The sequence below is a fragment of the Archangium gephyra genome, from assembly GCF_049060025.1.
Classification (GTDB): Bacteria; Myxococcota; Myxococcia; order Myxococcales; family Myxococcaceae; genus Archangium; species Archangium gephyra_A.
In genome coordinates, this window is the sequence record NZ_JBMEQQ010000002.1 from 8,372,573 (window position 1) to 8,395,231 (window position 22,659).

The 22,659-nt window shown below is 71.2% G+C and carries 15 protein-coding genes and 1 pseudogene; 8 read left to right on the forward strand and 8 right to left on the reverse strand.

Annotation, left to right across the window (positions count from 1 at the left end; all coding sequences use genetic code 11):
- Window positions 1-9: 9 nt before the first annotated feature.
- The 6 genes and pseudogenes from ACN28I_RS36700 to ACN28I_RS36725 all read right to left on the reverse strand — a co-directional run bounded on the left by ACN28I_RS36700 (window position 10) and on the right by ACN28I_RS36725 (window position 10,534).
- A complete protein-coding gene (locus tag ACN28I_RS36700; protein ID WP_420946551.1) occupies window positions 10-876 on the reverse strand; it encodes a YIP1 family protein in 867 nt (288 codons plus the stop codon).
- Window positions 877-913: 37 nt separating this feature from the next.
- The gene (locus tag ACN28I_RS36705) at window positions 914-2,125 is read right to left on the reverse strand and encodes a cytochrome P450 family protein (RefSeq protein ID WP_420946552.1); all 1,212 of its coding nucleotides are present in this window, start codon (window positions 2,123-2,125) and stop codon (window positions 914-916) included.
- 51 nt (window positions 2,126-2,176) lie between these two features.
- On the reverse strand, window positions 2,177-3,472 hold the full coding sequence (locus ACN28I_RS36710; RefSeq protein ID WP_420946553.1) for a hypothetical protein: 1,296 nt from the start codon (window positions 3,470-3,472) through the stop codon (window positions 2,177-2,179).
- A gap of 117 nt (window positions 3,473-3,589) precedes the next feature.
- Window positions 3,590-7,042: a translocation/assembly module TamB domain-containing protein gene (locus tag ACN28I_RS36715; protein WP_420946554.1), complete on the reverse strand. Its 3,453-nt coding sequence runs from the start codon at window positions 7,040-7,042 to the stop codon at window positions 3,590-3,592.
- Window positions 7,043-7,841: 799 nt separating this feature from the next.
- Window positions 7,842-8,225: pseudogene (locus ACN28I_RS36720) on the reverse strand (AsmA family protein); the annotation flags it as partial.
- A 53-nt stretch (window positions 8,226-8,278) separates the two neighbouring features.
- Entirely contained in the window at window positions 8,279-10,534 is a 2,256-nt protein-coding gene (locus tag ACN28I_RS36725; RefSeq protein ID WP_420946555.1) for a BamA/OMP85 family outer membrane protein, read from the reverse strand.
- A gap of 164 nt (window positions 10,535-10,698) precedes the next feature.
- Between ACN28I_RS36725 and ACN28I_RS36730 the strand changes: the two genes are divergently transcribed.
- Window positions 10,699-11,016, forward strand: a complete 318-nt coding sequence (locus tag ACN28I_RS36730) for a hypothetical protein (RefSeq protein ID WP_420946556.1) — start codon at window positions 10,699-10,701, stop codon at window positions 11,014-11,016.
- A 76-nt stretch (window positions 11,017-11,092) separates the two neighbouring features.
- On the opposite strand, the gene ACN28I_RS36735 is transcribed toward ACN28I_RS36730, so the two are convergent.
- On the reverse strand, window positions 11,093-12,643 hold the full coding sequence (locus ACN28I_RS36735) for a 4-alpha-glucanotransferase (RefSeq protein WP_420946557.1): 1,551 nt from the start codon (window positions 12,641-12,643) through the stop codon (window positions 11,093-11,095).
- Window positions 12,644-12,801: 158 nt separating this feature from the next.
- On the opposite strand from ACN28I_RS36735, the gene ACN28I_RS36740 reads away from it, so the two are divergent.
- From ACN28I_RS36740 to ACN28I_RS36765, 6 genes are all read left to right on the forward strand, one after another.
- Window positions 12,802-13,383, forward strand: a complete 582-nt coding sequence (locus ACN28I_RS36740; RefSeq protein WP_420946558.1) for a DNA-3-methyladenine glycosylase — start codon at window positions 12,802-12,804, stop codon at window positions 13,381-13,383.
- Between the two features lie 34 nt (window positions 13,384-13,417).
- Window positions 13,418-14,032: an RNA polymerase sigma factor gene (locus tag ACN28I_RS36745; RefSeq protein ID WP_375773905.1), complete on the forward strand. Its 615-nt coding sequence runs from the start codon at window positions 13,418-13,420 to the stop codon at window positions 14,030-14,032.
- A gap of 60 nt (window positions 14,033-14,092) precedes the next feature.
- Entirely contained in the window at window positions 14,093-14,332 is a 240-nt protein-coding gene (locus ACN28I_RS36750; protein ID WP_420948787.1) for an anti-sigma factor family protein, read from the forward strand.
- Complete coding sequence (locus ACN28I_RS36755) at window positions 14,329-15,396, forward strand: radical SAM protein (protein ID WP_420946559.1); 1,068 nt, start codon at window positions 14,329-14,331, stop codon at window positions 15,394-15,396. The genes ACN28I_RS36750 and ACN28I_RS36755 overlap by 4 nt, the downstream gene beginning before the upstream one ends.
- Window positions 15,397-15,407: 11 nt before the next feature.
- Entirely contained in the window at window positions 15,408-16,034 is a 627-nt protein-coding gene (locus tag ACN28I_RS36760; RefSeq protein WP_420946560.1) for a DedA family protein, read from the forward strand.
- An 81-nt stretch (window positions 16,035-16,115) separates the two neighbouring features.
- Window positions 16,116-18,227, forward strand: a complete 2,112-nt coding sequence (locus tag ACN28I_RS36765) for a hypothetical protein (RefSeq protein WP_420946561.1) — start codon at window positions 16,116-16,118, stop codon at window positions 18,225-18,227.
- Between the two features lie 3 nt (window positions 18,228-18,230).
- On the opposite strand, the gene ACN28I_RS36770 is transcribed toward ACN28I_RS36765, so the two are convergent.
- Window positions 18,231-21,389: an ABC transporter substrate-binding protein gene (locus tag ACN28I_RS36770; RefSeq protein WP_420946562.1), complete on the reverse strand. Its 3,159-nt coding sequence runs from the start codon at window positions 21,387-21,389 to the stop codon at window positions 18,231-18,233.
- Window positions 21,390-21,456: 67 nt separating this feature from the next.
- Here ACN28I_RS36770 and ACN28I_RS36775 point away from each other — a divergent pair, with 67 nt between their 5' ends.
- The gene (locus tag ACN28I_RS36775) at window positions 21,457-22,485 is read left to right on the forward strand and encodes a transglutaminase domain-containing protein (RefSeq protein WP_420946563.1); all 1,029 of its coding nucleotides are present in this window, start codon (window positions 21,457-21,459) and stop codon (window positions 22,483-22,485) included.
- The last annotated feature ends 174 nt before the right edge of the window (window positions 22,486-22,659 follow it).

A 22,659-nucleotide genomic window follows, 5' to 3' on the forward strand; every position in this document is an offset into this window, starting at 1 on the left:
GGCGGTGGCTCAGGTGAGGCCGCGCATCAGGTTGAACATGAAGAGGTAGGCGCCGCCGCACATGCAGCAGGAGAGCAGGGGCGTGAGCAGGCTTCCCGCCAGCGCCACGCCCCACGTCGTCCGGTGCAGCCCGTGGTAGGCGAAGGCACGGGCCACCAGCGCCCAGACGGGCGCCACGTAGATGCCCACGCAGGGCACCAGGCCCAGCACCCAGGGCGCCTGGGAGAGCGCGTGGGCCCGGAACGTCACCTGGAAGCCCCGGTTGACGCCTCCCAGCATCAGCACGAGGTGATCCAACCCCGCGAAGATGACGGTGGAGGCCAGGGAGAACAGCGGCCCCGCGATCATGCAGAACGCGAACATGAAGGGCCCCATCCAGCCCTGGACGGTGTCCTCCCTGAATTCCTCCGCGAGCCGCGAGGGCAGGAACGCGAAGAGGCCCAGGTAGAGGAGGCCCATCATGAAGCTGGTGGGCAGCGAGCACAGCAGCGTGAACAGCAGCGAGCCGCCGGCGCTCCCCTGGGGACGCAGCGTGGGGAAGGTGTCCGGGTGGAGCATCACGTGGACCACCGTCTTCCACCAGGCGGTGAAGGTGCCCAGCTCCTCGCGCCGGTCCCACGGCAGCGGCGCGTCCTGATCCAACGCATGGCAGCGCTGGCACACCACCTCCCGGCGCGAGTTGAGCCGCAGGCACTCGGCGCAGGCGAAGGAGCCGCAGCGGTCACAGATGGCCAGGCTCACCCGGTGGGGGTGGAAGGCGCACGTGGGCTCGGAACCCCCCGGGGTGGCCTCGCGCAGCAGCGAGGTGCCACAACCCGGACACGACGTGGCTCCGGGGGTGAGGGGGTGCTGGCAGTGGGGACACGGGAGGTGCATGTGCCCCCCCATCCTGGCATGAACGCCCGGGCCGTGCTCAGAAGGCCACGGGCAGGCGCTGCAGGCCGTTGACGAGGATTCCGTCACGCCAGCGCAGCCGGGCCGGGTCCTCCGCCAGCCGCAGCCGGGGCATCCGCTTCAGCAGCAGGTTGATGGCGATGGTGCCCTCGAGCCGCGCCAGGGGCGCACCCAGGCAGAAGTGGATGCCGAAGCCGAAGGCGATGTGCCGGTTGGGCTCGCGGGTGATGTCGAAGCGCTCCGGCTCGGCGAACTGCTCGGGGTCGTGGTCGGCCGCCAGCAGCGAGGCCACCACGGTCTCGCCGGCGGGAATCACCTGGCCGCGGAACTCGAGGTCCTGCGGGGCCCAGCGCTGGGTGGTGGTCTCCACCGGGCCGCGGTAGCGCAGCATCTCCTCCACCGCGGAGTCGATGAGGGCCGGGTTGGCGCGCAGCCGCTCGAGCTGCTCCGGGTGCTGCAGCAGCGCCCAGACGCCATTGCCGATGAGGTTCACCGTCGTCTCATGGCCCGCCACCAGCAGCAGGAAGAGCATGCTGATGAGCTCGATGGGCGAGAGCCGGTCTCCCTGCTCCTCCGCGGTCAGCAGGGCGCTGAGCAGATCATCGCGCGGCTCGCTCCGGCGCCGGGCCATCAGCCCCTGGAAGTACTGGACGAACTGCATGCCCGCGGCCTCGATGGGCTTCATGTTCCCGTCGGTGGGCGGGTTGATGACGATGTTCGTCCACTCGCGGAACTGCTCCTGGTCCTCCTGCGGCACGCCGAGCATCTCGGCGATGACCGTCACCGGCAGGGGGAAGGCGAAGGCATCGAGCAGGTCCATGGAGCCGCTCGGCTGCACGGCGTCCAGCAGCCGGTGGGCGATGGCGGTGACGCGGGAGCGCAGCTCCTCCACGCGGCGCGGGGTGAAGGCCTTGGACACGAGCGTGCGCAGGCGCGTGTGGTCCGGCGGATCCGCCGAGAGCATGTGCTGGCTGATGGCATCGAACGAGCCGGAGCGCATCTGCTTGGACGGCGAGCTGTCGGGAAGCTTGCGGACATCCTTGGTGAAGCGCGAGTCGCGCATCAGCTCCACCGCGTCCTTGTAGCGGGTCGCCACCCAGACGGGGATTTTGTAGTAGGGGTCGACCAGCCGGACGAGAGGGGCCTCCTGCCGCATGCGGGCGTAGACGGGCACGGGGTTGGCGCGCGTCTCCTGTGCCCAAAGGTCGTAACGAGGGGTGCTCGAGCTCAAGATGGACTCTCCAGGGTGAAGCGGAGGGGGACGGCTCCGCATGGGTAACGGCTACGGCAGGCGATGGAACAGGGGCAGGTTCGCGGGGGCAGGATACACCGCGACGCCGTAGGTGGCCCCCAGCTCGGGACTGGTGATGACGACCTCCGGGGTGGGGGCTCCGGAGGCGCCGAGCTGGGCCGGGCTCAAGCGGGAGATCTTCCCGGAGTTGTAGGCCATCCACAGGTTCCCGCCCTCGTCGAAGGCAATCTCCTTGGGCCCGCCAGCATCTATCTGGATGCCGGGAGTGAGCGTCACCGTGCCGCTGCCGCCCTGGTCCGCGGGCGTGAGGCGCACGACGGCGCCGCTGCTCCCGTAGGCGACCCACAGGTTCCCCGCCGCATCGAAGGCGAGACCCGTGGGCCCCGTGAAGCTCACCACCGGCGACGTGTCCTTGGCGTCGATGCTCGTCACGGGACTCACGGCCCCGGACGCGCCCAGGCTCGCGGCGGCCACCTTGTGGACGCGGTGCGCTCCGGAGGTGCTGTCTCCCACCCAGAGGTGACCCGCGGCGTCGAACGCCAGACCGGTGGGAACTCCCAGCCCCGTGAGCTCGAGCTCCGGAGTGGGGGAGCCGCTGGAGGCGAGCTGCGAAGCGCCGAAGCGCAGCACCTTCTTGCTGAACCCGATGGTGGTCCACAGGTGCCCGGCGGCATCGAACGCGATGGCGATGGGCCCCGGTGTCCCGGCGCCGAGCGCGCTGCCGGTCAGGATGACATCCGGCGTCTTCACCCCGGAGGCTCCCAGCGCCCCGGCGGGATACCGCCTCAGCTCCCCCGAGCCCAGCGCCACCCAGAGGTTGCCGCGGCGATCGAAAGCGAGCCCCGAGGCGCGCGGAATGGAAGGGCTCGAGCTGAGCAGCACGGCGGCCGCCGGGGAACCGGTGACGCCCAGGTCCGCCGCGGAGAACGCCTCGACCTCGGCGGCCCCATTGCTGGTGGAGAGCCACAGCTTCTGGCTGCTCGGGATGAGCGCGTAGTCGACTGCCGCCGCTGCCGTCTCGCCGTTCCGGACGCACACCTGCCGGGCCGGGGCGTCGTAGGCGGCGCGGATCAATCCTCCGCTTCCGGCCACCGGCTCCGCGGCGAGGGTCCAGGTCCCAGCCGCGAGCCCCTCCACCCGGCCGGCGGTGGTGACCTCGCGCGACTCGGAGCCCCGCGTGAGGATGACCCGGGGGCTCGCGGAGCCCGGCAGCCCGGTGATGGTCAGGTCCAGCGTCCCCGCTCCCGTTTCCGGGCACGCCTCCGGGTCGCCGCACCCCAGGAGCAGCGTGGCCGCGAGAGCGAAAGAAACGATTGCCGTCCGCACGATGAACTACCCCCTCGAAGTGGCGCCCTCACGGAGCGTGCGGGCATTTCGTCCGCCGAGGTAGGTGGGTGTCAATCCATCGTTGGTCGAATCAGCCGGGCGCTCGCGCCAGGCGCGTCAGTAATCCTTGCTCCAGATGACGTCCGCGCCGCCCTGCTGCGCGTCGCCGTACTCGCCCTCGACGCTCCACTGGGGGCTGAACTGGTACTCCAGCCGCACGGCGTTGTTGTTCTCGCGCCGGGTGGGGGACTGGTTCTGCGCGGCGCCCAGGCGGCCGGTGTAGCCCAGGTACAGGTCGTCCGTGAGGTACGTGCCCACCTCCAGCCGGGCCCCGGCGAGGCCCTCTTCACCGGCCTCGATGGTGAACACGTCCAGGGGCAGCTTCGCGGCCAGGGCCTTGCGCGCCTGCGAGGCCAGCGCCGAGCCCAGCACCGAGGCCACCTGTCCCTGGTTCATCGACGAGCCTCCGCCACCCGCCTTGAGCGTGCGCCGGCCCGTGGCCAGCAGCGTGTAGATCTCCGTCTCCGGCAGCGGCGGCTCGCTGGTGGGCTTGATGGTGAACTCCTTGCCCTGGCCGCGCACGGTGACGAAGACCTTCACGCCCGCGCGCTCGTTGGCGTACTCGGCGGTGGCGTTGATGTAGGGCATGGCCGCGGGGCCGGTGAAGCGCACCTGGCTGGAGTTCTGCACGGTGAGGCGCCGGCCCATCACCTCCACCTCGCCGCGCAGCACGCGCACCTCGCCGTAGATGGAGGTGGTGTCCGCGTATTCGACGCGGAAGTTCTCCGACAGGCCGAGCTCCGCGTTGACGTCCGAGCCCCGGACCCAGAGGTTCTTCGGCGCGTTCACGTTGATGGAGTACTGGCGCTGCGGCGCGTCTTCCCCATGGACCGGGCCCGCGCCTCCCGTGGCGGTCCCCGGGCCGGCCGCGTCCGCCGCGGGCGTGGGCCGCTTGCGCCGGGCCGTCTTCATCGGCGTCCCGTTGCACACCAGGACGATGCCCTCGGGCCGGTCCAGCGGTTGGAGATCCTTGCGCCTGGCATCGGGCAGGAGGATGTGGGCCTCGGGAATGGTGAGGTTGCGCAGGTTGACGAGCTTGCTGGACACCTCGCCCTCGAACTGGGTGCGCATGCGCAGGAGGGCCAGGAGCTGGTCCTCGTAGACGAGGGGGAAGTCGTTGAGCGTGCCCTCACCCGTGAGCGAGTACACGTCCGGCGACGTCCGGTTCGCCTTGGCCTGGAACTTCAGGGTGCCGCCGCCGCTGGTGGCGGAGAGGTCGGAGAGGTTCAGGTTCTTGTCGGTGACGTCGAGCGCCACGTGGATGTTCTGGTAGTCGCCCATGCCTTCCAGGGCGAGCCGGCCCTTCACCCACTCGAGCGTGCCGCGGTAGGTGGGCGCCCCGACGGTGCCGCCCACGTGCACCTTGTCCATGCGCAGCACGCCGCCGATGGAGCGCACCATGGGAAGCTGGGCGCCGGAGAGGAAGGACAGGTCGAACTGGTGCGCGTCCACGTCCACCTCCAGCGGCACCCGGGCGAAGTTCACGCCGCGGCGCAGCGCGGGCAGGGACAGGTCCTGCGTCACCTCGCCCTTGGCCAGCAGCGTGCCGCCCTTGGGGGCGGACAGGAGCGCGTTGAACACGGAGCGGGCGTCTTCGTAGGTGTAATGGAGGCGGGCCTGGCCGAGGCCAATCTGGCTCAGGCCGATGTTCTGCACGCCCGCGGTGAGGTCCACCTGCGGATCCGCCAGCGTGCCGCGCGCCTTCATGCTCAGGGAGAGGACATTCTGGATGTCGGAGCTTCGGGAGTCGTCCTCCTCGGTGCGGCAGACGGAGGGGGCTCGAGCCCCGGGGCCGGCGGACGCCAGGCCCATCAGCTCGCGCTGGGAGATGGGGCCGGCCCGGACCGCGAGCGTGAAGGGGATGTACCCCACCACCTCCTGGTCCTGCAGCGCGGCGATGGGCGCCTCGACGCGGGCGTCCACCTCCGCCAGCAGCGTGCTCTCGCGCCGCGCGGCGAGCTGGAGCCTCACGGAGTCCTTGTCCGTGTTCAGCGCGAGGGTGCCGTCGAGGGGCTGCAGGCCATTCACCGTGGCCCGCCGCGCCTCCATCTTCAGCTCGCCCACGGGCGCCAGCAGGGGGCCGGTGACGTTGGCCGTCATCGACAGCAGGCCGCCCGCGCGGTCGGCCACGCCCAGTTGCGACAGCAGACTCAGGGGCAGCTCGCGGATGTCGGCCTTCAGCTCGCGCATCGGCGTGTCCATCGCCTGGGCCGCCGTGGGAGGGTTCGTCAGCAACCGGCCGAGGGTGAAGGGCGTCGCGATGCTGGCGGTGGCCTTCGAGCCGATGCCCTGCAGGTCCAGGCTCGCGCTGAGCGTGCCGTCCTTGTCATCGGAGCGGGCGGTGAGCTCGAAGCCGAGCGGCTCGCGGCGCAGTTCCTCGGGCAGCGCGCCCGGGGCGAGCACCACGGGCGGAGGCTGCTGCGGCGGCACTCCCCAGTAGCGCAGCCCCGAGCCCTTCAGCGAGAGCTGCAGGCGGGGATCATTCGCGAGCCCCTCGAGCGTCATGGTGCCGGAGAGCATGCCGGTGGCGGACTCGGGCTGTCCGGCCATGCGCAGCGCGGGGCCGATGTCCACGCGGTCCAGGGTGAGCTCCAGGTCCACGGGCTCGCGGCGGTGCTTCATCAGCGCCTGCACCGGCACGTCGTACTTCGCGGAGATGCGGCCCGCGGGAGCGTTGGCGGCGAAGGTGCCGGTGGCGCGGTCTCGCACGTAGCGGCCCTGGAGATCGAAGCCCAGGTCCGCGTACTGCTGGTAGCGGCCGCCGCGCAGGGTGAGGTCCACGGTGGCGTCCGGCCGGGCCATGCGGCCGCTCACCGCCACCTGGCCGGAGAGCTGGCCGTCCACGTCGAGCGTCGCGGGCAGGAAGGCCTTGGGCAGCCGTCCGAGGTCGAAGTCCCGCAGCTCCGTGCGGGCGTCGAGGTGCTCGCCCTCCATGCGCAGGGCCAGCGAGAGCGACTGGGGCCCGGAGGTGAGGGTGAGGGGCTCCTTCTCGGTGGCCACCTCCACGCGGCCGTTGCCCCAGCCCAGGTGGGTGGGGCGCTGGAGCGTCCAACCGGCCTCGGGGTAGCGCAGGGTGAGGGTGTCGAGCCCGAGGCCCTCGTTGTCCTTGTCCACGGTGCCCGTGAGCGAGACGAGCAGGTCCGTGGCGCCGCCGGTGCTCACGGTGGCCTCGAGGGCGCGGCCTCGGGTGAGGAGCGAGGCGTTCAGGTCCTCGAAGGTGCGGCCACCGGCGCTCAGCTTCGTGGCCTTCAGGGTGGCATCCGTGGTGAGGGGCTGGGTGACGTCCGGCACCCGCGCGTCGACGGTGAGGCCCTGGATGGAGGTGTCCGCCCAGGCGAGGGACTCGAAGCCGCCCTTGAGGCTGGCGGCGGGATGGCGGACGGGGCCGGACACGGTGAAGTCCAGGGCGCCGCGGCCCGAGAGGGGCAGGGGCTCGCCGTCGCCCAGCCGGCCCACGGTGTTGGCGAAGGCGTCCAGGTCCGAGGCCACGAGCCGGCCCTCGATTCGCATGTCCTCCTGGGTGCCTCCGCCGCGTGCGGTGAGGCTGGCGCCGGGAACCTGGGCCAGGAGCTGGGAGAAGCTCGAAGCGGCCCTGCTTCGCGTTCGCGTGCAGCTCCACCGGGCCGAGCGTCCGGCCTCCCACCTGGGAAGGCGGCACGGTGAGGTCCAGCGTGCCATCGAGCGTCTCCAGGCTCTTGCCACCCCCGGTGACGCGCAGGTCCGCGGCGAGCACGGTGCTCGGTCCGCCGCCCAGCAGCTTCGCCAGGTCGAGCTGGCGCACGCGGGCGGTGAGGCCGCTGGTGCGAAGCTGCTCCACATCGAGTGCGCCCTCCACCTCGGCGGTGCCATCGGCGGCCTGGGCGTCCAGGTCCACGCGCACGGTGTCGCCCGCCTGGGCCACGGTGCCCGACAGGGTGACGGGCGCGGCCACCGGGTAGGAGGGCAGGAAGGCGCGCGCCGTCTCCGGGGCGAGGCTGAGCTTCTTCACCTCGACGTGGGCCTGCTTCTCGCCCTCCAGCGCGCCGGTGGCCTGGAGCCCGAGCCCCGGGGCGCTCATGTCCACCTCGGCGTTCAGCTTGCCTTCCTCGCCCTGGGCCTTCAGGGCGAGGCGCACCGGGCCCGCCACGGGCTTGCCGAGGCTGGCGGTGGCGTCGAGCTTCGCGTCGAGCGCCTCGGTGGCCGAGGCCCAGGAGGCCGCGCCCGAGGCATCGAGGTCATCCAGGCGCACCTCGCGGTTGCCCTCGGGGGACTCCGCCACGTAGTCCACGGAGCCGTCCTCGAGCTGCAAGTCCTCGAGGGTGAAGCGCAGGGTGCCGCGCGGCGTGTTGGGATCCTCGGGCGGCTTGGGCTGCCGGGGCTCGATGGCGCGCGCGAGGTTGAGGCCGCGCTCGTCCTGGTGGAGGTAGAGGTGGGGCTGCTCCACGCGCGCGGAGCTGAGCACCACGTGCTTGCGCAGCAGGGGGGCGAGCGCCAGCCGCGCCTCCACCCGGTCCACCTCCGCCACCAGCTCGCCCTCGGGGTCGTACAGCTTCACCCCGGTGAGGACGACGGAGCGCAGGCCCAGGTCGAGCCCGCCCACCTCCAGCTTGCCCGAGAGCTGCTCGTTCGCCTGCTGGACGACGAGGGCCTGGATGCGGGCCTCACCCGCGGGCCCGGTCACATAGATGAGCGCGCCGGCCACGAGCACGAGCACCAGCCCGAGCAGACCGAGCAGGCCCCACAATAGCCAGCGACCCCGGTGCTTCCTCAAAATGCTTCTCCGATGGACAGGAAGAACGTGCAGAGTCCTTCCGGGCTTCCCGCATAAGTGTTGCGTTCCGCCGCGGCGGCCGCCACCCCACCGATGCCGAAGCAATCACCCAATCCACCCAGGGAGTTGGGCTGGCCGGGGGGCGGGTCCAAGATGGGCAGGGGCTGGCCGATATTCAACCTCCGGGCCAGGTCCAGCCGCAGGGGCCCGACAATGGTCAGGTAGCGCACGCCGAGTCCCACCGCCTGGTAGTGGTAGTCCCCGAAGACGCGGCCGCTCTCCCTGCGGACGTCGGACTGGCGGGGCCCGAAGTTCAGCGGGCCGGCGCCCACGAGGCCGGTGTCGTGGAAGGCGGCGAGGTACAGGTTGCCGATCAGCTTGAAGCGCAGCTCCACGGACGTCTCGACGAGGCTGTTGCCGCCGATGGGGACGACCCGGTCCGGGGGCGCCGACTCGGTGTTCGTGTTGACGATGTTCATGGGCGAGAGCCGCCGGCTGTTGAAGCCGCGCATGGAGGCGCCGCCGCCCGCGAAGAAGCGGTTGACGATGGCGCTCTCCTGCCGGATGCGCTCGCCCGCCTCGTTGGTGACCACGGGGGTGAGGAGCGTGCCCAGCCGCAGCCGCGCCGCCAGGGTGAGGCTGTCATTGGGGCCGAACGAGTAGTAGCCGCGCACGTCCGGCAGCACGCGCAGGAAGGTGTAGTCGCCCTGCAGGGGCCCGCCGCCTTCCTGCAAGGACAGCGCGGTGTAGAAGCCGTTCCTCGGCGCGATGGGATCGTCGCGGCGGTCCCACTCCGCCACCTGCTCGAGGTAGCTCACCGAGATGTTGCAGGTGTCCGAGCCACCGCCGGCGGGGCAGCCCAGCACGAGGGGCGGAACGGTCGTCTGGTCCTGCAGGCCCCGCTGGCCCTGGAGCCGGTAGACCTCCAGGTTGTAGCTGGGGAAGAGGGAGAACTCGGGGTAGGGCTGCCAGATGACGCCGCCGCGCAGGCGCCCGCCGATGAAGTTGTAGGCCTGCTCCAGTCCCCGCTCTCCGGTGAGCGTGGTCTGCAGCCGGAGGTCGCGCATGAGGAAGCGCGGCTGCTCGAACTGGGTGGACAGCTCGAAGACGAGGCCGTGCGGGGTGGTGAGGTTGGGCGCGTCCGGCTCGCCGTCCCCATTCGTGTCGATCTGATCGAACGCGGCGCCAATGGTGGGAATGAAGGCGTAGCCCACCCGGCCGCCCACGGTGAGCCGGCGCAGGCCGCCGAAGAAGTTGCGGTCCGTCCACTCGCCCACCGCGCGCACCTCCTGCCGGGCCGCGTCCAGGCCCACGCCGCCACCCAGGCGGATGGAGCGGAAGGGCGCCTCGCGCACGTCCACCACCACCGGCACCGTGCGGGCCTCCCGGTCCGGTGCGCCGCGGTTGACCTTCACCGCGCCGAAGACGCCCATGCGGAAGACGCGCGCCTGGGCCTCGGACAGCGCCGTCTCGCTGTACCACTCGCCCTTGCGGATGGCGCCCTGTGCCTGCTCGATGATGCGCCGGGGCTTCACCTGCGGGTTGGCGTCCGTGGCCACGAAGATGTTGCCGAAGCGGTAGCGCAGGCCCGGCCTCACCTCCAGGAACACCCGCGCCTCGTTGGTGGCCAGGTCCACCTGCACCTCACCGCTCACCTCCGCCTCGGCGTAGCCCAGCTCGCGCAGGCGCTGCTGCATCAGCTCCTTGGTCGCCTCCCAGCCCTCCTCGCGGAAGATGCTCCTCTCCCCGCCCTCCTGCGCCGGCTCCAGCGGCAGCTCCTCCATCACCCGCGCGCGGTGCTCCGGGGGCAGCTCCTCCATCCCCTTCACCACGAAGGCCCCCACCCGGGTGGGCGCGCCCTCCTGCAGCACCTTGACCCGGAGCGCGACGGCGTCGTCCCCCTTGCGCACCACCGTGTCCTCGAGCTGCTCCGACTCGAGCTGCATCTGGTAGTAGCCCTGCGACTGGTAGAAGCGCTTGATGCGCCGCAGGTCCGCCTGCCACGCGTTCTCGTCGAAGTAGTTGGGGCCCACGAAGGGGTTGAGCGGCTCCCACCAGGGTGTCTCGCTGGTGACGATCTTCTCCTTGATGTCGGAGGCGCTGACCTCGTCGGCCCCCTCTATCTTGAGGTCCACCACCTTGGGCTGGTCCTGCCGGATGGCGCCCGAGGGGGTTCCACACCCGGCCGCGAGGAGGAGCAGGAGGCTGGTACCGCGAAGAAGCTGGCGAGTGAAAAAGTACGGGACGTCCACTCAGGATACATAGCCCGGAAGGCCGCCGATGCACCCGCCCGGCGTGGGGCGTCTCCGCCAGCGGACACTTGGCACCTCGAGGGGAGGATGCTCTGTCCGCTGGCACGCGCCAGAAGGTGCGTGGGGCGTGCATCCCGGGCCCGGCTGCTCCAGAGTGGGGCCGTATGTCATGGCCAATCAGAGGATTCCTGGCGGCGCTGGTGGTGCTCACCTCGTGCGGTGTGAGCGAGGACGAGGTCGTGCAGATCCGCGAAGGGCAGACGCTGGGTGATCCGGAAGTGGGGCTGCAGTACTGCTCCACCTTCGGCTGTCCCTACGAGGACCAGGCCTGTCTGGAGGTGTTCTTCGAGTACGGCCGTTCCCCCGCGCTGTGCCTCACGATCGACGTGTGCGAGCGGCTCCAGTGCGCGAAGGAAGGCCAGGAGTGCGCCATCTTCGACGGCTTCCCCGGCCAGGTGAAGTGCGTCGAGCCGAGGCGGTAGCGCGTCAGGCCCGTCCGCGGCACCGGGCCCCTCAGGAGAGGGACCCGGGCCGGTGGGCGCACTCCGGTGGCTGGCCCTAGCGGCGGGCCGAGGCGGTGAGGAGCCCCAGCCGCTCGGCGGCCGTGCGCGTCTCCTCGGTGGTGAGCAGGTCCTCGACGTTCTGGCTCATGCGGTAGGACCAGTTGGCGTCGCTCATGGAGCCCGGCAGGTTGATGCGGTCGCGCGTGCCGAGCACGTCCTGCCAGGGCAGCACGCACAGGTCACTGCCCGCGTTGAGCGCGGCGGCGAGCATGGCCCGGTGGATTTCCGGGGTGAACTCCTTGGTGACGCCGAGGCCCTGGAACTCGGGGTAGACGCGCGCGATGGCCAGGCGCTCCTCCTCGGTGGCCGCCTCGATCCACCAATCGGCCACGGGCTCGGTGTCATGGGTGCCGGTGGTGACGAGCGACACGGCCGGGAACTCGTGCGGGTTGCGGTAGACGAGGTCGTCGCGCTCCCAGCGCATCACCCGGTAGCCCGGCAGGCCCAGGTCCTTGAGGATGGTGCGCACGAAGGGCGGAATCACGCCCAGGTCCTCGGCGACGATGCCCGCGTCCTTGGACAGCAGGCGGAAGTGCTTCTCGCCCTGGCGCTTCCAGGCCTCCTCCGTCTCGGGGACGAAGCGGCCGGTGGGCGTCTTCTCGTCGCGGATCCACTGGCGGAAGTAGCCCACCGCGTGGTCCACCCGGCGCAGGTCGTAGTAGCTGGCGGCCTTGACGGCGCGCGACTTGAGCCAGCGGTAGTCGTCCTTCTCCATCCGCTCGAAGTCGAAGTAGGGCAGGCCCCAGTCCTGGCCCGTGGCGGAGAAGGCATCCGGCGGCACGCCCAGGCGCGCGTCGCGGCGCAGGATGTCCGGGTGCGCCCACACGTCCGAGCTGTCCTGGCCGATGATGAAGGGCTCATCCCCGCACAAGAGGACGCCGCGCGCCTTGGCCCGCTCGCGCACCGTGTTCCACTGCGTCTCGGCCACCCACTGCAGCCACGCGTGGTAGCGCACCTCGTGCTCCAGCCGCGCCGTCTCGGCCGCGAGCGCCGCCGGCTCGCGGTTCTTCAGCGGCTCCGGCCACTCCCACCAGGGCGCCTGATGCCGGTCATGGGAGATGGCGGTGTAGAGCGCGTAGCTCTCCAGCCACTCGCCCTGCTGCTTGCGCCAGGTGTCGAACTCCCTGGCGCGCGGGGCCTGGGGCCACTCGGTGCGGTCGAAGTGGTCGAAGGACCGCCGGAAGGCGGTGCCCTTGAGGCGGAAGACCAGGTCGTAGCGGATGCGGGGCGCCGCGCGCGCCTCGGCCAGCAGCCGCTTCTCCTCGTCGGAGAGCGCCGCCTCGCCGCCGGTGGCGTGGAACTCGGGCACCATCTCCAGGTTGATGAAGAGCGCGTTGAGCCCGAACGCCGAGCGCGTGGAGTAGGGGCTGGGGTCGCCCGGAGACGTGGGCAGGAGCGGCAGCAGCATCAGCAAGCGCTGGCGCGCCGTCTCCATCCACTGAAAGAGGCCATCGAACCCGCCGAAGTCGCCAATACCGAAGTCGGTCTTCGAGCGGAGGGAGAAGAGCGGGAGCAGGAGACCGGAGATCCGGCCGGTAGAAGCCATGGTGGGCGCACAATGCATCACGTCCCCCCGGGTGTGAACTGTCCTATCGCCCAGTCAGGGGAGATCGTGCCCGCTTGTCCACCTGGGGAGACCCCGGCCCTTCCTTGCAGCTCCACCCGTTGACGGCAGGACGGGGCGGCGGCATTCGTTTCCCCTCCGTGCGCCTTCCCGTCTCCTTCTATGCGCGCCCCGCGCTCACCGTGGCCCGAGAACTGTTGGGCACCCACCTCATCGTCGAGGAGGGCGGCTGGCGGCGCGTGGGCCGCATCGTGGAGACGGAGGCCTACGTGGGGGAGCATGACCTCGCCTGTCATGCGGCCAAGGGGCGCACCGCCCGGACCGAGGTGCTCTTCGGACCGCCGGGGCGGGCCTACGTCTACCTCATCTATGGCATGTACCACTGCTTCAACGTGGTGACGGACGTGGATGGGGTGGCGTCCGCGGTGCTGGTGCGGGCGGTGGAGCCGGTGGAGGGGCTGCCCGAGAAGGCCCGGACGGACGGGCCGGGGCGGCTGTGCCGGGCCCTGGGGCTGACGCTGGCCCACAACCGCTGGGATTTGCAGGACCGGGCCCTCCACCTGTCCCCGGGCGAGCCCGTGCCGGAGGCCCAGGTGGAGCGGGGCCCCCGTATCGGGGTGGACTATGCCGGAGCGTGGGCGCTGGAGCCCTACCGGCTGTGGGTCCGAGGCAGTCAACACGTGAGCCGGCCCCCGGCCCGCCGGCGCCGAGAGCGGTCTTGACGGGGCACGGCATGACTGGAAGGGTGCAGCCCTAATGTCCGACGAGGCCGTCAAGGAAGAGGACCGGCAGCTCGTGGCGCGGGCCCAGGCCGGCGACATCAGCGCCTTCGAGGCGTTGGTGGAGGCCCACCGGGACAAGGTGTACGGCCTGACGCTGCGGATGACCCGCTCCGAGGCGGATGCCGCCGAAATCACCCAGGACACCTTCCTGTCCGCCTACCAACACCTCAAGGATTTCCGAGGGGATGCGGCCTTTGGCTCGTGGGTGCACCGGATTGCCGCCAACAACGCGCTGATGCGGCTGCGCCACCGCCGGGTGGTGCAGGCGGCCGAGGAAGAGCTCCAGGGCCCGGAGTTCACCGAGCGGGAGAGCCTGGCCGAGTACCCCTCCCAGGACTGGAGCCGGAGCGCCGAGGGCAAGATTCTCGACGCGGAGCTCGGGCGGGCCATCCAGGGGGCGACTGATCGCCTGCCCGAGGGGTACCGGGAAGTCTTTCTCTTGAAAGACGTGGAGGGCCTCAGTTACGAACAGATCGCCGAGGTGACGGGGGATTCCATCCCCGCCATCAAGAGCCGGTTGCACCGCGCCCGGCTCGCACTTCGCGAAGCCATCGATCGGTTCTACAATCAAGGCAGTGTGGGCGGGTGAAACCCATCGGGAGGCCAGGCATCTTCGTGAATGACGAGGCAGGCCACGGCCAAGGTCCGGATGTACACGTGTAAAGACGCCATCAACCTCCTGTTGGAATTCCTCGATGGCGAGATGCCGCCCGAGGAGTCAAAACATCTGCGCGAGCACCTGTCGGGGTGCGCGCCCTGTGTCGACTTTCTGCGGACCTACAAGGCCACGCCGGGGCTGTGCAAGCGTGCGCTGGCCCAGCAGATGCCGCGGGAAGTGTCCACCAAGCTCACCGAATACCTGCGCGCGCGCATCAAGTCCGCCTCGTGAAGCTCAATCTGAAGTCGTTGTCGTTGCCGGAGCTGCAGCAGGCACTCGCCCCCGCGGAGCCGTCGCCGGTCGCGGTGCGCAAGGTGTTCGCCTCCGTTTTCGCCCATGGGGCCTCCTCGCTCGAGGAGGTGTGCCAGGCGCCGCAGGTGCCTCGGCGCGTCGCGGAGCTGCTGCGTGAGAACGCGGAGATGACGCGGCTGGAAATCGTGGAGCGGCGCAAGGCCGACGACGGCTTCGTGAAGTACCTCTTCGCCTCGCCCCTGGGGGGCCGGGTGGAGGCGGTGCGCATCCCCATCTTCGACCACAAGTACGTGGTGTGCATTTCCAGCCAGGTGGGCTGCGCGCTGGCGTGTGACTTCTGCATGACGGGCAAGCTGGGCTTCAAGCGCAACCTGCACACCTGGGAGATTCTGGACCAGGTGCTGCAGATTCGCGCCGAGGCGGACCGGCCCGTGCGCGGCGTGGTGTTCATGGGGATGGGGGAGCCGCTGCTCAACTACAAGGAGACGCTGCGCGCGGCGCAGATCCTCTCCAACCCGGCGGGCTTCGCGATTGCCGGCCCCTCCATCACCTTCTCCACGGCGGGCCATGTGCCGGCCATCCGGCGCTACGTGCGCGAGGGGCACCCCTACCGGCTGGCCTTCTCGGTGACGAGCGCCATCCCGGAGAAGCGGCTGAAGGTGCTGCCGATCGAGAAGACGCACCCGCTGCCGGAGCTGGTGGAGGCCATCCGCGAGTACGCCACGGTGCGGCGCGAGCGGGCGATGATCGCCTACGTGGCCATCAGCGGCTTCAACCTGGGGCGCGAGGACGCGGAAGCGCTGAAGGCGACGTTCGAGGGCATCCCCATCAAGGTGGATCTCATCGACGTGACGGATCCGACGGGCAAGTACCTGCCGCCCTCGGCCGAGGAGCTGAAGGCGTTCCGGGATCACCTGCAAATCCTGGGAGCGCCGATTGCGCGGCGCTACTCGGGGGGCAAGGACATCGGGGCGGCGTGTGGGACACTGGAAGCTTCACAATATGGTGGCGTGGTGCTGCCGCCGCCGGTGACCGCTGGTTAATCTGACGGGGCATGGTCGAGTTCCTCGACAACCTCATCTCGAACATCGGACTGCTGGGGCTGCTGGTGCTGGGGCTGGCGGCGGCGGTGGAGTACGTGGTGCCGCCCTTCCCCGGGGACACCATCACCTTGCTGGGCGGGGTGTACGCCGTCCGGGGTGAGCACCCGTGGCCGCTGGTGTTCCTGGTGGTGGTGGCGGGGAGCGTGGTGGGGGCGTTCATCAACTACCAGGTGGGCCGGTGGCTGGTGGGGCGCTTCGAGCGGCGGCCGGGGGATGTGTTCTTCGGCATCAGCCATGCGCGGCTGGAGCAGGTGCAGTCGCAGATGCGGCACAAGGGGCCGTGGCTGCTGCTGGCCAACCGCTTCATCCCGGGCGTGCGGGGGCTCATCTTCGTGGCGGCGGGGGCGGCGCACATGCCGCGCAGCAACGCGCTCATCCTCGGGGCGCTGTCGGCGATGGCGCACACGGGCCTGGTGCTGGCGCTGGGAGCGGCGGTGGGTGGCAACCTGGAGCGGCTGGAGGCGTTGATGTGGCGCTACCAGCGGGCCGTCATCGGGCTGGTGGTGGTGGGCGTGGTGGCGGCGCTGGTGCGGGCGCTGGCGAAGCGGAAGGCGCAGGCGTCGGCCTCGCCCGAATGACGGGCTGAATTGTCGTTCATCCATCCGTTCGGCAGCCGGAGGCGTTGAGCGGACGCGCGGAGCCGCGATCAAGTGGCGGTCATGCTCCGTTCCCACCCGTGGTTGTTGCTTCTCGTGGCCTTCGTGCTCGCTGGCGGTTGCCGGTGTGACGAGCCGCCCGTGGGCGGGAGCCGGGGGGACTTCGACGTGGAGTCGCGGGTGCTCGACTTCGGCCGCGTGCTCGAGGGCGACACGGCCCGCCGTCCGGTGACGGTGGTGGGCACGGGCCGCGCCAGCGTCACCGTCTCCGCCTCGGTGCGCGGCGGCCCCTTCTCCCTGGCCGAGACCGAGGTGTCCGTCCCGGGAGCGGGCTCCGTGTCGCTGGAGGTGCTGTTCGCGGCGGGAGATGTTCCGGCCGAGGGAACGCTGGTGCTGTCCGCCGGAGGGCGCACGGTGGAGGTGGCCCTGCGGGGCGAGGGCGTGCGGCCGTTGGCGTGTGTGGCCTCGGAGCCGTGCCGCCAGTCCCGCTTCGAGCTGGAGACGGGCGGGTGCGTGGAGTCGGAGTCTCCGGACGGAGCGGCGTGCATCCCCGGCAGCCGCTGTCAGGAGAATGGACGCTGCCAGGCGGGAGCCTGCGTGGGCTCGCCGCGCACGTGTGACGATGGCAACCCCTGCACCCGGGATGCGTGTTCACCGGAGCAGGGGTGCATCACCTCGCCCGTGGCCTGTCCCGCGCCTGGCAACCCGTGCCGCGTGGGCCTGTGTGACCGGGATCAGGGGTGCACCGACGTGGCCGCCGCGGACCTCTCCGTCTGCGGCAAGGTGGACTGTGTCACCGCCCGGCTGTGCTTCTCCGGTACCTGCCGGGAGGTACCCACCCCCGAGGGTTTTCTCTGCGCGCCCGCCACGCCCTGTCAGGGAGAGGGCCACTGCCGCACCGGCGAGTGCGTGCGTCCGCCCGTGGAGGAGCTCACCCCCGCCTTCGCCCAGGAACTCGGCGGCGAGCCTTCGTTCTCACCCGGTGGGCCCGTGTTGCTCACGCACGGCGAGGCCCTCTACGCGTCGGTGTGTGGCGGGGATGCGGGCTGCCGGTTGGTGTCGTACACGAGCGAGGGCTTCCTGCGCTTCGAGACGCTCTACCCGGAAGGGGCGGCGCGCGTGCTGCTCGCCGTCTCGGATGCGGGCGTGGTGCTGCACGAGCCGGGGGCACTCGAGTCCTATGCGTCCTCGGTGACGGGCACTCCGCTGTGGCGCGTTCCCCTCGCGAGCGTCGAAGCGCCGCCGGGGGCAGAGCGCCTCGTTCCCTCCACGGGCGCGGGCCGTGTCGCGCTCGGACCCGAGGGCGAAGTGGTGTCGCTCGTGTCGTGGGCACCGCCGGACGCGCGGGATGGCGGCGTGGGAGCGGCGCTGGTGGTGCTCGCCCCGGATGGCGGCGTGGTGCGGCAGGGCGCCCTGGACGGCATCCGCTTCGCGGGAGATGCGCGGGTGGCGCTGGACTCGCGGGGAGAGGTGTTCCTCTTCGCCGCGGGGGGGCCGCTGGTGCGCGCCTCGCCAGAAGACGGAGGCACGGGCTTCCAGTCCGTCCCGCTGCTCGCGGAGGTGCCGGAGTCGGGGGCCTCGCTGGCCGTGGCGGGGGACTGGCTCTTCGCCGGGACGCGGGCCTTCGTGGGCGTGGATGGGGGACTGCCCGCCCTGGCGCAGTGGGACGCCGGTGCAACGGGCGTGCGGCCGCTCGACGAGCCCGTGCTGTTGCTGGACGACACCGGTTACGCCTTCGCCCGCACCTGCCCGCGCACGGATGGCACGGCTTGCGCTCCGGCGGAGGAGGGGATGCTGCTGCGCGCGTTCGACGCACGGGGAGGCGCGGCCCGCTGGGAGGTGCCCCTCCTGCCGGACGAGGCTCCCGGGGTGCTGCACGAGGCCGCGCTGGTCCAGGGCGGCGCGGTGAGCACCGTGACGAGCATGCGGCTCGGTGCGGAGACGCGGGCCCATCTCCAGGTCTTCGCCCGGGGCGAGCGGCTGATGATGTGCCCGCTGCCCGGGACTCCCCGCGTGGTGGGGGCCACCTACGCGGGGCACTTCGTCTACGTCGCCCTCGAGCGGGGGGGCACGTGGCGGCTGGAGGCGTTCGACCTCGAGCCGTTCATCACGGCGGAGACGCGCGGGTGGTCCCAGGCTTCCGGCGTCTCCGGCTCGCGGCGCGCGAGCCCCTGAGGCTCAGTTCCGCTCCAGCCGCTGCTCCTGCTTGTCCAGCCACAGCTCATCGAAGCGCACCTGAGGGGGCGCCTGGTGCAGCCGCAGCCCCTGCACCAGCCCGCTCGCCGCCGCGTACACGCGGTGGTGGAAGATGGGGATGACGGGGCACTCCTCGTGGGCGATCCGCTCCGCCTGCCGGTAGAGCTGCTTGCGCCGCTCCGGGTCGACGGTGACGCGCGCCTCCGCGGTGAGCTTGTCGAACTCCGCGTTGCGGTAGCCCATCGAATAGACGGTCTGCGCCTTCGAATTGAGGTGGAAGTAGAGGAAGTTGTCCGGGTCCGGGAAGTCGGCGATCCACCCCACCCGGAAGGCCGGCAACCTGCCCTCGCGCCGCCGCTCCGCGAACTCCTCCGCGCGCAGCTCCACGTGATGGAGCTCCAACAGGCCCGCCTCCAGCAGGGGCCGGAAGAGCACGGCGTCCTCGGCCGACGTGTCGCGTCCCTTCGCGTAGTAGATCGTCAGGGACAGCACCCGCACCCCGGCCTCGCGCAGCAGGCGCTCGGCCAGCGCGAGGTCCAGGCGCGGCTCGGGCAGCACGCCCTCGTCATCCAGCAGCTCCGGCGGCGTCACCGTGCGGGCGACGCGAGCCCCCTTGTGGAAGCGGTCCACCAGTCCCTGGTGGTCCATTCCCGCCCGGAGGGCCTTGCGCACCCGCACGTCGTTGTACGGCGCCTCGCGCAGGTTGAATCCGAGGAACGAGGTGGAGGGGGACGTGCTGGTGACCACCTGCTGCCCATCCAGCTCGAGCGACTCCACGTGCTGGGCGAACAGGTGCGAGACGAGGTCCACCCGCTCCTCTTGCAGCGCGAGCACGGCCTGCTCGCGCGAGTCCAGCAGGTGGAACTCGAGCCGGTCCAGCATCGGCTGTCCCCTGCGCCAGTAGGTGGGGTTGCGCTCGAGGGTGATGAGGTTGGAGTCGAAGCCCACCTGCCGGAAGGGGCCCGTGCCGATCACCTGTCCGCTCGAGGTCACCCGGGCCACCGCCGTGCGCGGCAGCGCCATCAGTTGCAGGAAGAAGGCCTTGGGCTCCTCCAGGCGGATCTCGAGCGTGTGGTCATCCAGCACCTCGATGCCCGTTATCTCGCGGGCCTGGTTCTGCGCGAAGGCCCGGGCGCCCTCCACGTCCTCCAGGAGGGTGCGGTCCGGCGACTTCACCGCGGGGTCCAGCAGCCGCTCGAAGTGGCGCTTCACATCGCGCGCCGTCAGGGGGGTGCCATCGTGGAAGGTGACGCCCTGGCGCAGGTGGAAGCGGTAGCGGCGCGCCGAGGGGTCCTCCTCCCAGCGCTCGGCCAGGTCCGGCACCAGCACGCCGTCGTCCAGCCGCACCAGGTTGGCGAAGACGCAGCAGCTCATCTCCAGCAGCTGGTTGTCCACGGCGAAGAGGGGATCCAACCCGCCCAGGGCCCGGACGAAGGCCGTCTGGTGGATGCCCGCGCGCACCGTGCCGCCCGGGTGGGGGGCCGGAAGCCGGAAGCGGAACACCTCGCCATCCAGGTTGGCCGCCTCGTGCGCCAGTTGCTCCACCGTGCGGCTCAGCCCGTCGCCAATGCGGATGACCTGGAGCGCGTCCTCGCGCACCCGCGCCACCTCCTCACCAATGGCCGAGTCCCCGCGCATCAGCACGCCGTGCGCCGCGCGGATCTCCTCGATGGCCGTGCTCAGCCGCACCACCGCCGTGGACAGGTCCCTGCCCGTGCGCGCCTGGCCCTCCGCCTTGTGCGAGGCCTCCTGCGCCAGCTTCGCCATCTGCTGCGTCTGGTGCACCAGCTCGCGCCCGTGCCCCGCCTGCTCCATGGCCGCACGCGTCACGTCATCCACGCGCCGCGCCACCCGGTGGCTCGCGTCCACCACCGTCGAGCCCTGCGCCTCCAGCCGCTTCGTCTCGGCCAGCGTGGCCTCCACCGCCGAGAAGGTGCGCTGGGTGATGGTGCGGATCTCCATCAGCGCCTCGGCGGCCCGGTCTCCGAGCTGCACGCCCGCGCTGGCCTGTTCGCGGCCTTCCTTCACCAGCGACACCGTCGTGTCCACCTCGCGGCGGATGCCCCCCACCATGGTGGCGATCTCCCGCGTGGAGCGCGCGGTGCGCTCGGCGAGGCTGCGAATCTCATCGGCCACCACGCCGAAGGGCCGGCCCTGCTCTCCCGCCTGGGCGGCGATGATGGCCGCGTTGAGCGCCAGCAGGTTCGTCTGGTCCGCGATCTCCTGGATGACGTCCACGATGCGGCCAATTTGAGTGGAGCGTACGCCCAGCGAGTCCACCAGCCCGGCGGCCTTGCGGACCGTCTCCTCCACCCGGTACATGCCCTGGACGCAGTCGTTGACGAGCACCTCGCCGCGCTCGGCGGTGGCCGTCACCGCGTGCGCGAGCTGGTTGGTCTCCGAGGCGCGGTGGCGCACCGCGTCGATGCCCGTGTGCACCACCTGCACGAAGGCCTCCGCCTCGCTGGCGAAGCGGGCCAGCTCGTCACCGGAGGAGGCGATGTGGTGCAGCCGCTCGCTCATGGCCTGCACCTGCTGCGTGGTGCGGTGCGAGAACTCGTCCAGCGAGAGCAGGGCCTCGGCCACCTGCCCGAGCCGCTCGGTCATCTCCACCAACGAGCCGTTCGTCTCCTGGGCGAAGCTCTCCAACTGAGCCACGCGCTTGCCCGCGGCCTGGAGGCTCTGGCCCATGCTGTTCACGGACTCCTGCGAGCGCTCCACGGCTCCGCCCTGACGGCGCGCGGCCTCCAGCAGCACCCGCACCTCCTCGGACACGCCCTGGCAGGTGCGGCGCACGTTGCTCGTCACCCGCTGCACCTGGCTGAGCGCGCGGCGCAGCGAGAAGAGGAGCCGGCGCACCTCGCGCTGATCCTCCACGCCGCTGTAGGCGTTGTTGGTGAGGTCCCCCTCGGCCAGCCGGGTGAGCAACTGGGTGCGCTGCGCGGCGCGCTCGCCGGCCCACTTGAACCAGAAGAAATAGCTCGCCAGCCCCAGCAGCAGTGGGGTGAACACCACCAGCACGGCCCAGCCGCGCCAGTCATCGGGGTGGCCGGTGAAGAGCTTGAGGAGGCTGCCCAGGCCGAGGGCGAGCGTGAGCCCCCCGACGGCCATGAAGGTGAAGAGGTACTTTTTGGCGACCATGGGAGAACGGAGTCCCACCGTAGCGCGCATTCTCGCCGGGGTCCTCAAATCGGCGCAGACTGGGAGCATGCTCGCGCTCGTTCCCGCTCTCCTGCTCGCTCTGCCAGCAGGGGGCACTTCGCCGAGCTCCTCTTCCGAGGAGACCGCTCGCTTCGTCTTCGCCTGGAGGGGTGTGCCGGTGGGCACCGTCACCCTCTCCCTCTCCCGCGCGCCTGAAGGGAAGCGCTTCACCTATACCTCGCGTCACCTGCACACCCGGGGCGAGCACGTGGGCGAGCGGGTGAGGGAGGCCTCCCTGAAGGTGGGCCAGGGAGAGACGGTGGTGGGGCGCGCGAGCGTCCCGCAGGCGCTGTGGCTGTGGCGAGGCCCCCGCGTGCCCGGCTGCGTGACGGGGCGGGAGGAGCTGTCCGGCCGCGAGGGCCCCCACTGCGTCACCGCCGTCCAGGGAGACAGGGTGGAGGGGACGATGTTCGGCCAGCCCTTCACCGCGCGCTATGACGAGCGCGGACGGATGGCGGCGTTGGAGGTGGGCGAGTCGCGCTTCACCTCGGTGGCACCGGGCGTGCGCTTGAGGCCTCCCCCGGAGCTCTTCGCCGAGGGCGTCCCCGTGGAGGGGGCATCGGGTCCGCTCGCCTTCTCACCGTCCTGGCCTCTCGTGGTGCGGCCAGACTGGCTGACGGACTGGCGGGCCGGAGAGGCGCGCGCGCTCGCGGAGGCGGTCCACGCGGCGTTTCCGGAGAAGGGCCCGGGGGCCGCGGACTGGAGCGAGCAGGGCGAGGGCGAGGCGGGCGGATGTCTGGCCCATGCGCTGCGCTTCGCGGCGAAGGCGGCGGCCCGGGGGCAGCGGGTGGCGTTGGTGCACGGGCTGCTCGTTGTGGATGGCGGCCCCGCACGGCCTCACGCCTGGGTGCGCGTGGGGCTCGCGGGGGGCGGCACGCTGGACCTGGATCCCACCTCGTTGGACCCCGTCACCCGGGAGACCCACCTGCCGCTCGCCGTGGCCGAGCCCGGAGGGCCCTCGGTGGAGGCCGGGGAGCGGTGGTTGGCGCTGCTGCGCGGCGAGCACCGCGTGGTGCGCCAGCCCCTCGCGCGCTGAGCGAGGGGGTTGCGTTCAGGGTGTCTGTTTTCAGCCCATGGGGCTGGGAGGTGGGGCTTGTCCACTCGTTCCGTTGGCGCGCACGGTCGAGAGGCCAGTGCTCTCGTTCTGGCCCTGACCGTGGCCGTGCTGATCGGAGGGTGCGCCACGGGCCATCCGCTTCACTCGTGGCCC

What these genes read in the sequence shown, in the direction of transcription:
- ACN28I_RS36730 (WP_420946556.1), top strand. Translation starts at nt 10,699, where the DNA reads ATGTCATGGCCAATCAGAGGATTCCTGGCGGCGCTGGTGGTGCTCACC.
- ACN28I_RS36735 (WP_420946557.1), bottom strand. Translation starts at nt 12,643, where the DNA reads ATGGCTTCTACCGGCCGGATCTCCGGTCTCCTGCTCCCGCTCTTCTCC.
- ACN28I_RS36775 (WP_420946563.1), top strand. Translation starts at nt 21,457, where the DNA reads ATGCTCGCGCTCGTTCCCGCTCTCCTGCTCGCTCTGCCAGCAGGGGGC.
- ACN28I_RS36750 (WP_420948787.1), top strand. Translation starts at nt 14,093, where the DNA reads ATGTACACGTGTAAAGACGCCATCAACCTCCTGTTGGAATTCCTCGAT.
- ACN28I_RS36760 (WP_420946560.1), top strand. Translation starts at nt 15,408, where the DNA reads ATGGTCGAGTTCCTCGACAACCTCATCTCGAACATCGGACTGCTGGGG.
- ACN28I_RS36700 (WP_420946551.1), bottom strand. Translation starts at nt 876, where the DNA reads ATGCACCTCCCGTGTCCCCACTGCCAGCACCCCCTCACCCCCGGAGCC.
- ACN28I_RS36745 (WP_375773905.1), top strand. Translation starts at nt 13,418, where the DNA reads ATGTCCGACGAGGCCGTCAAGGAAGAGGACCGGCAGCTCGTGGCGCGG.
- ACN28I_RS36765 (WP_420946561.1), top strand. Translation starts at nt 16,116, where the DNA reads ATGCTCCGTTCCCACCCGTGGTTGTTGCTTCTCGTGGCCTTCGTGCTC.
- ACN28I_RS36715 (WP_420946554.1), bottom strand. Translation starts at nt 7,042, where the DNA reads ATGCGAATCGAGGGCCGGCTCGTGGCCTCGGACCTGGACGCCTTCGCC.
- ACN28I_RS36770 (WP_420946562.1), bottom strand. Translation starts at nt 21,389, where the DNA reads ATGGTCGCCAAAAAGTACCTCTTCACCTTCATGGCCGTCGGGGGGCTC.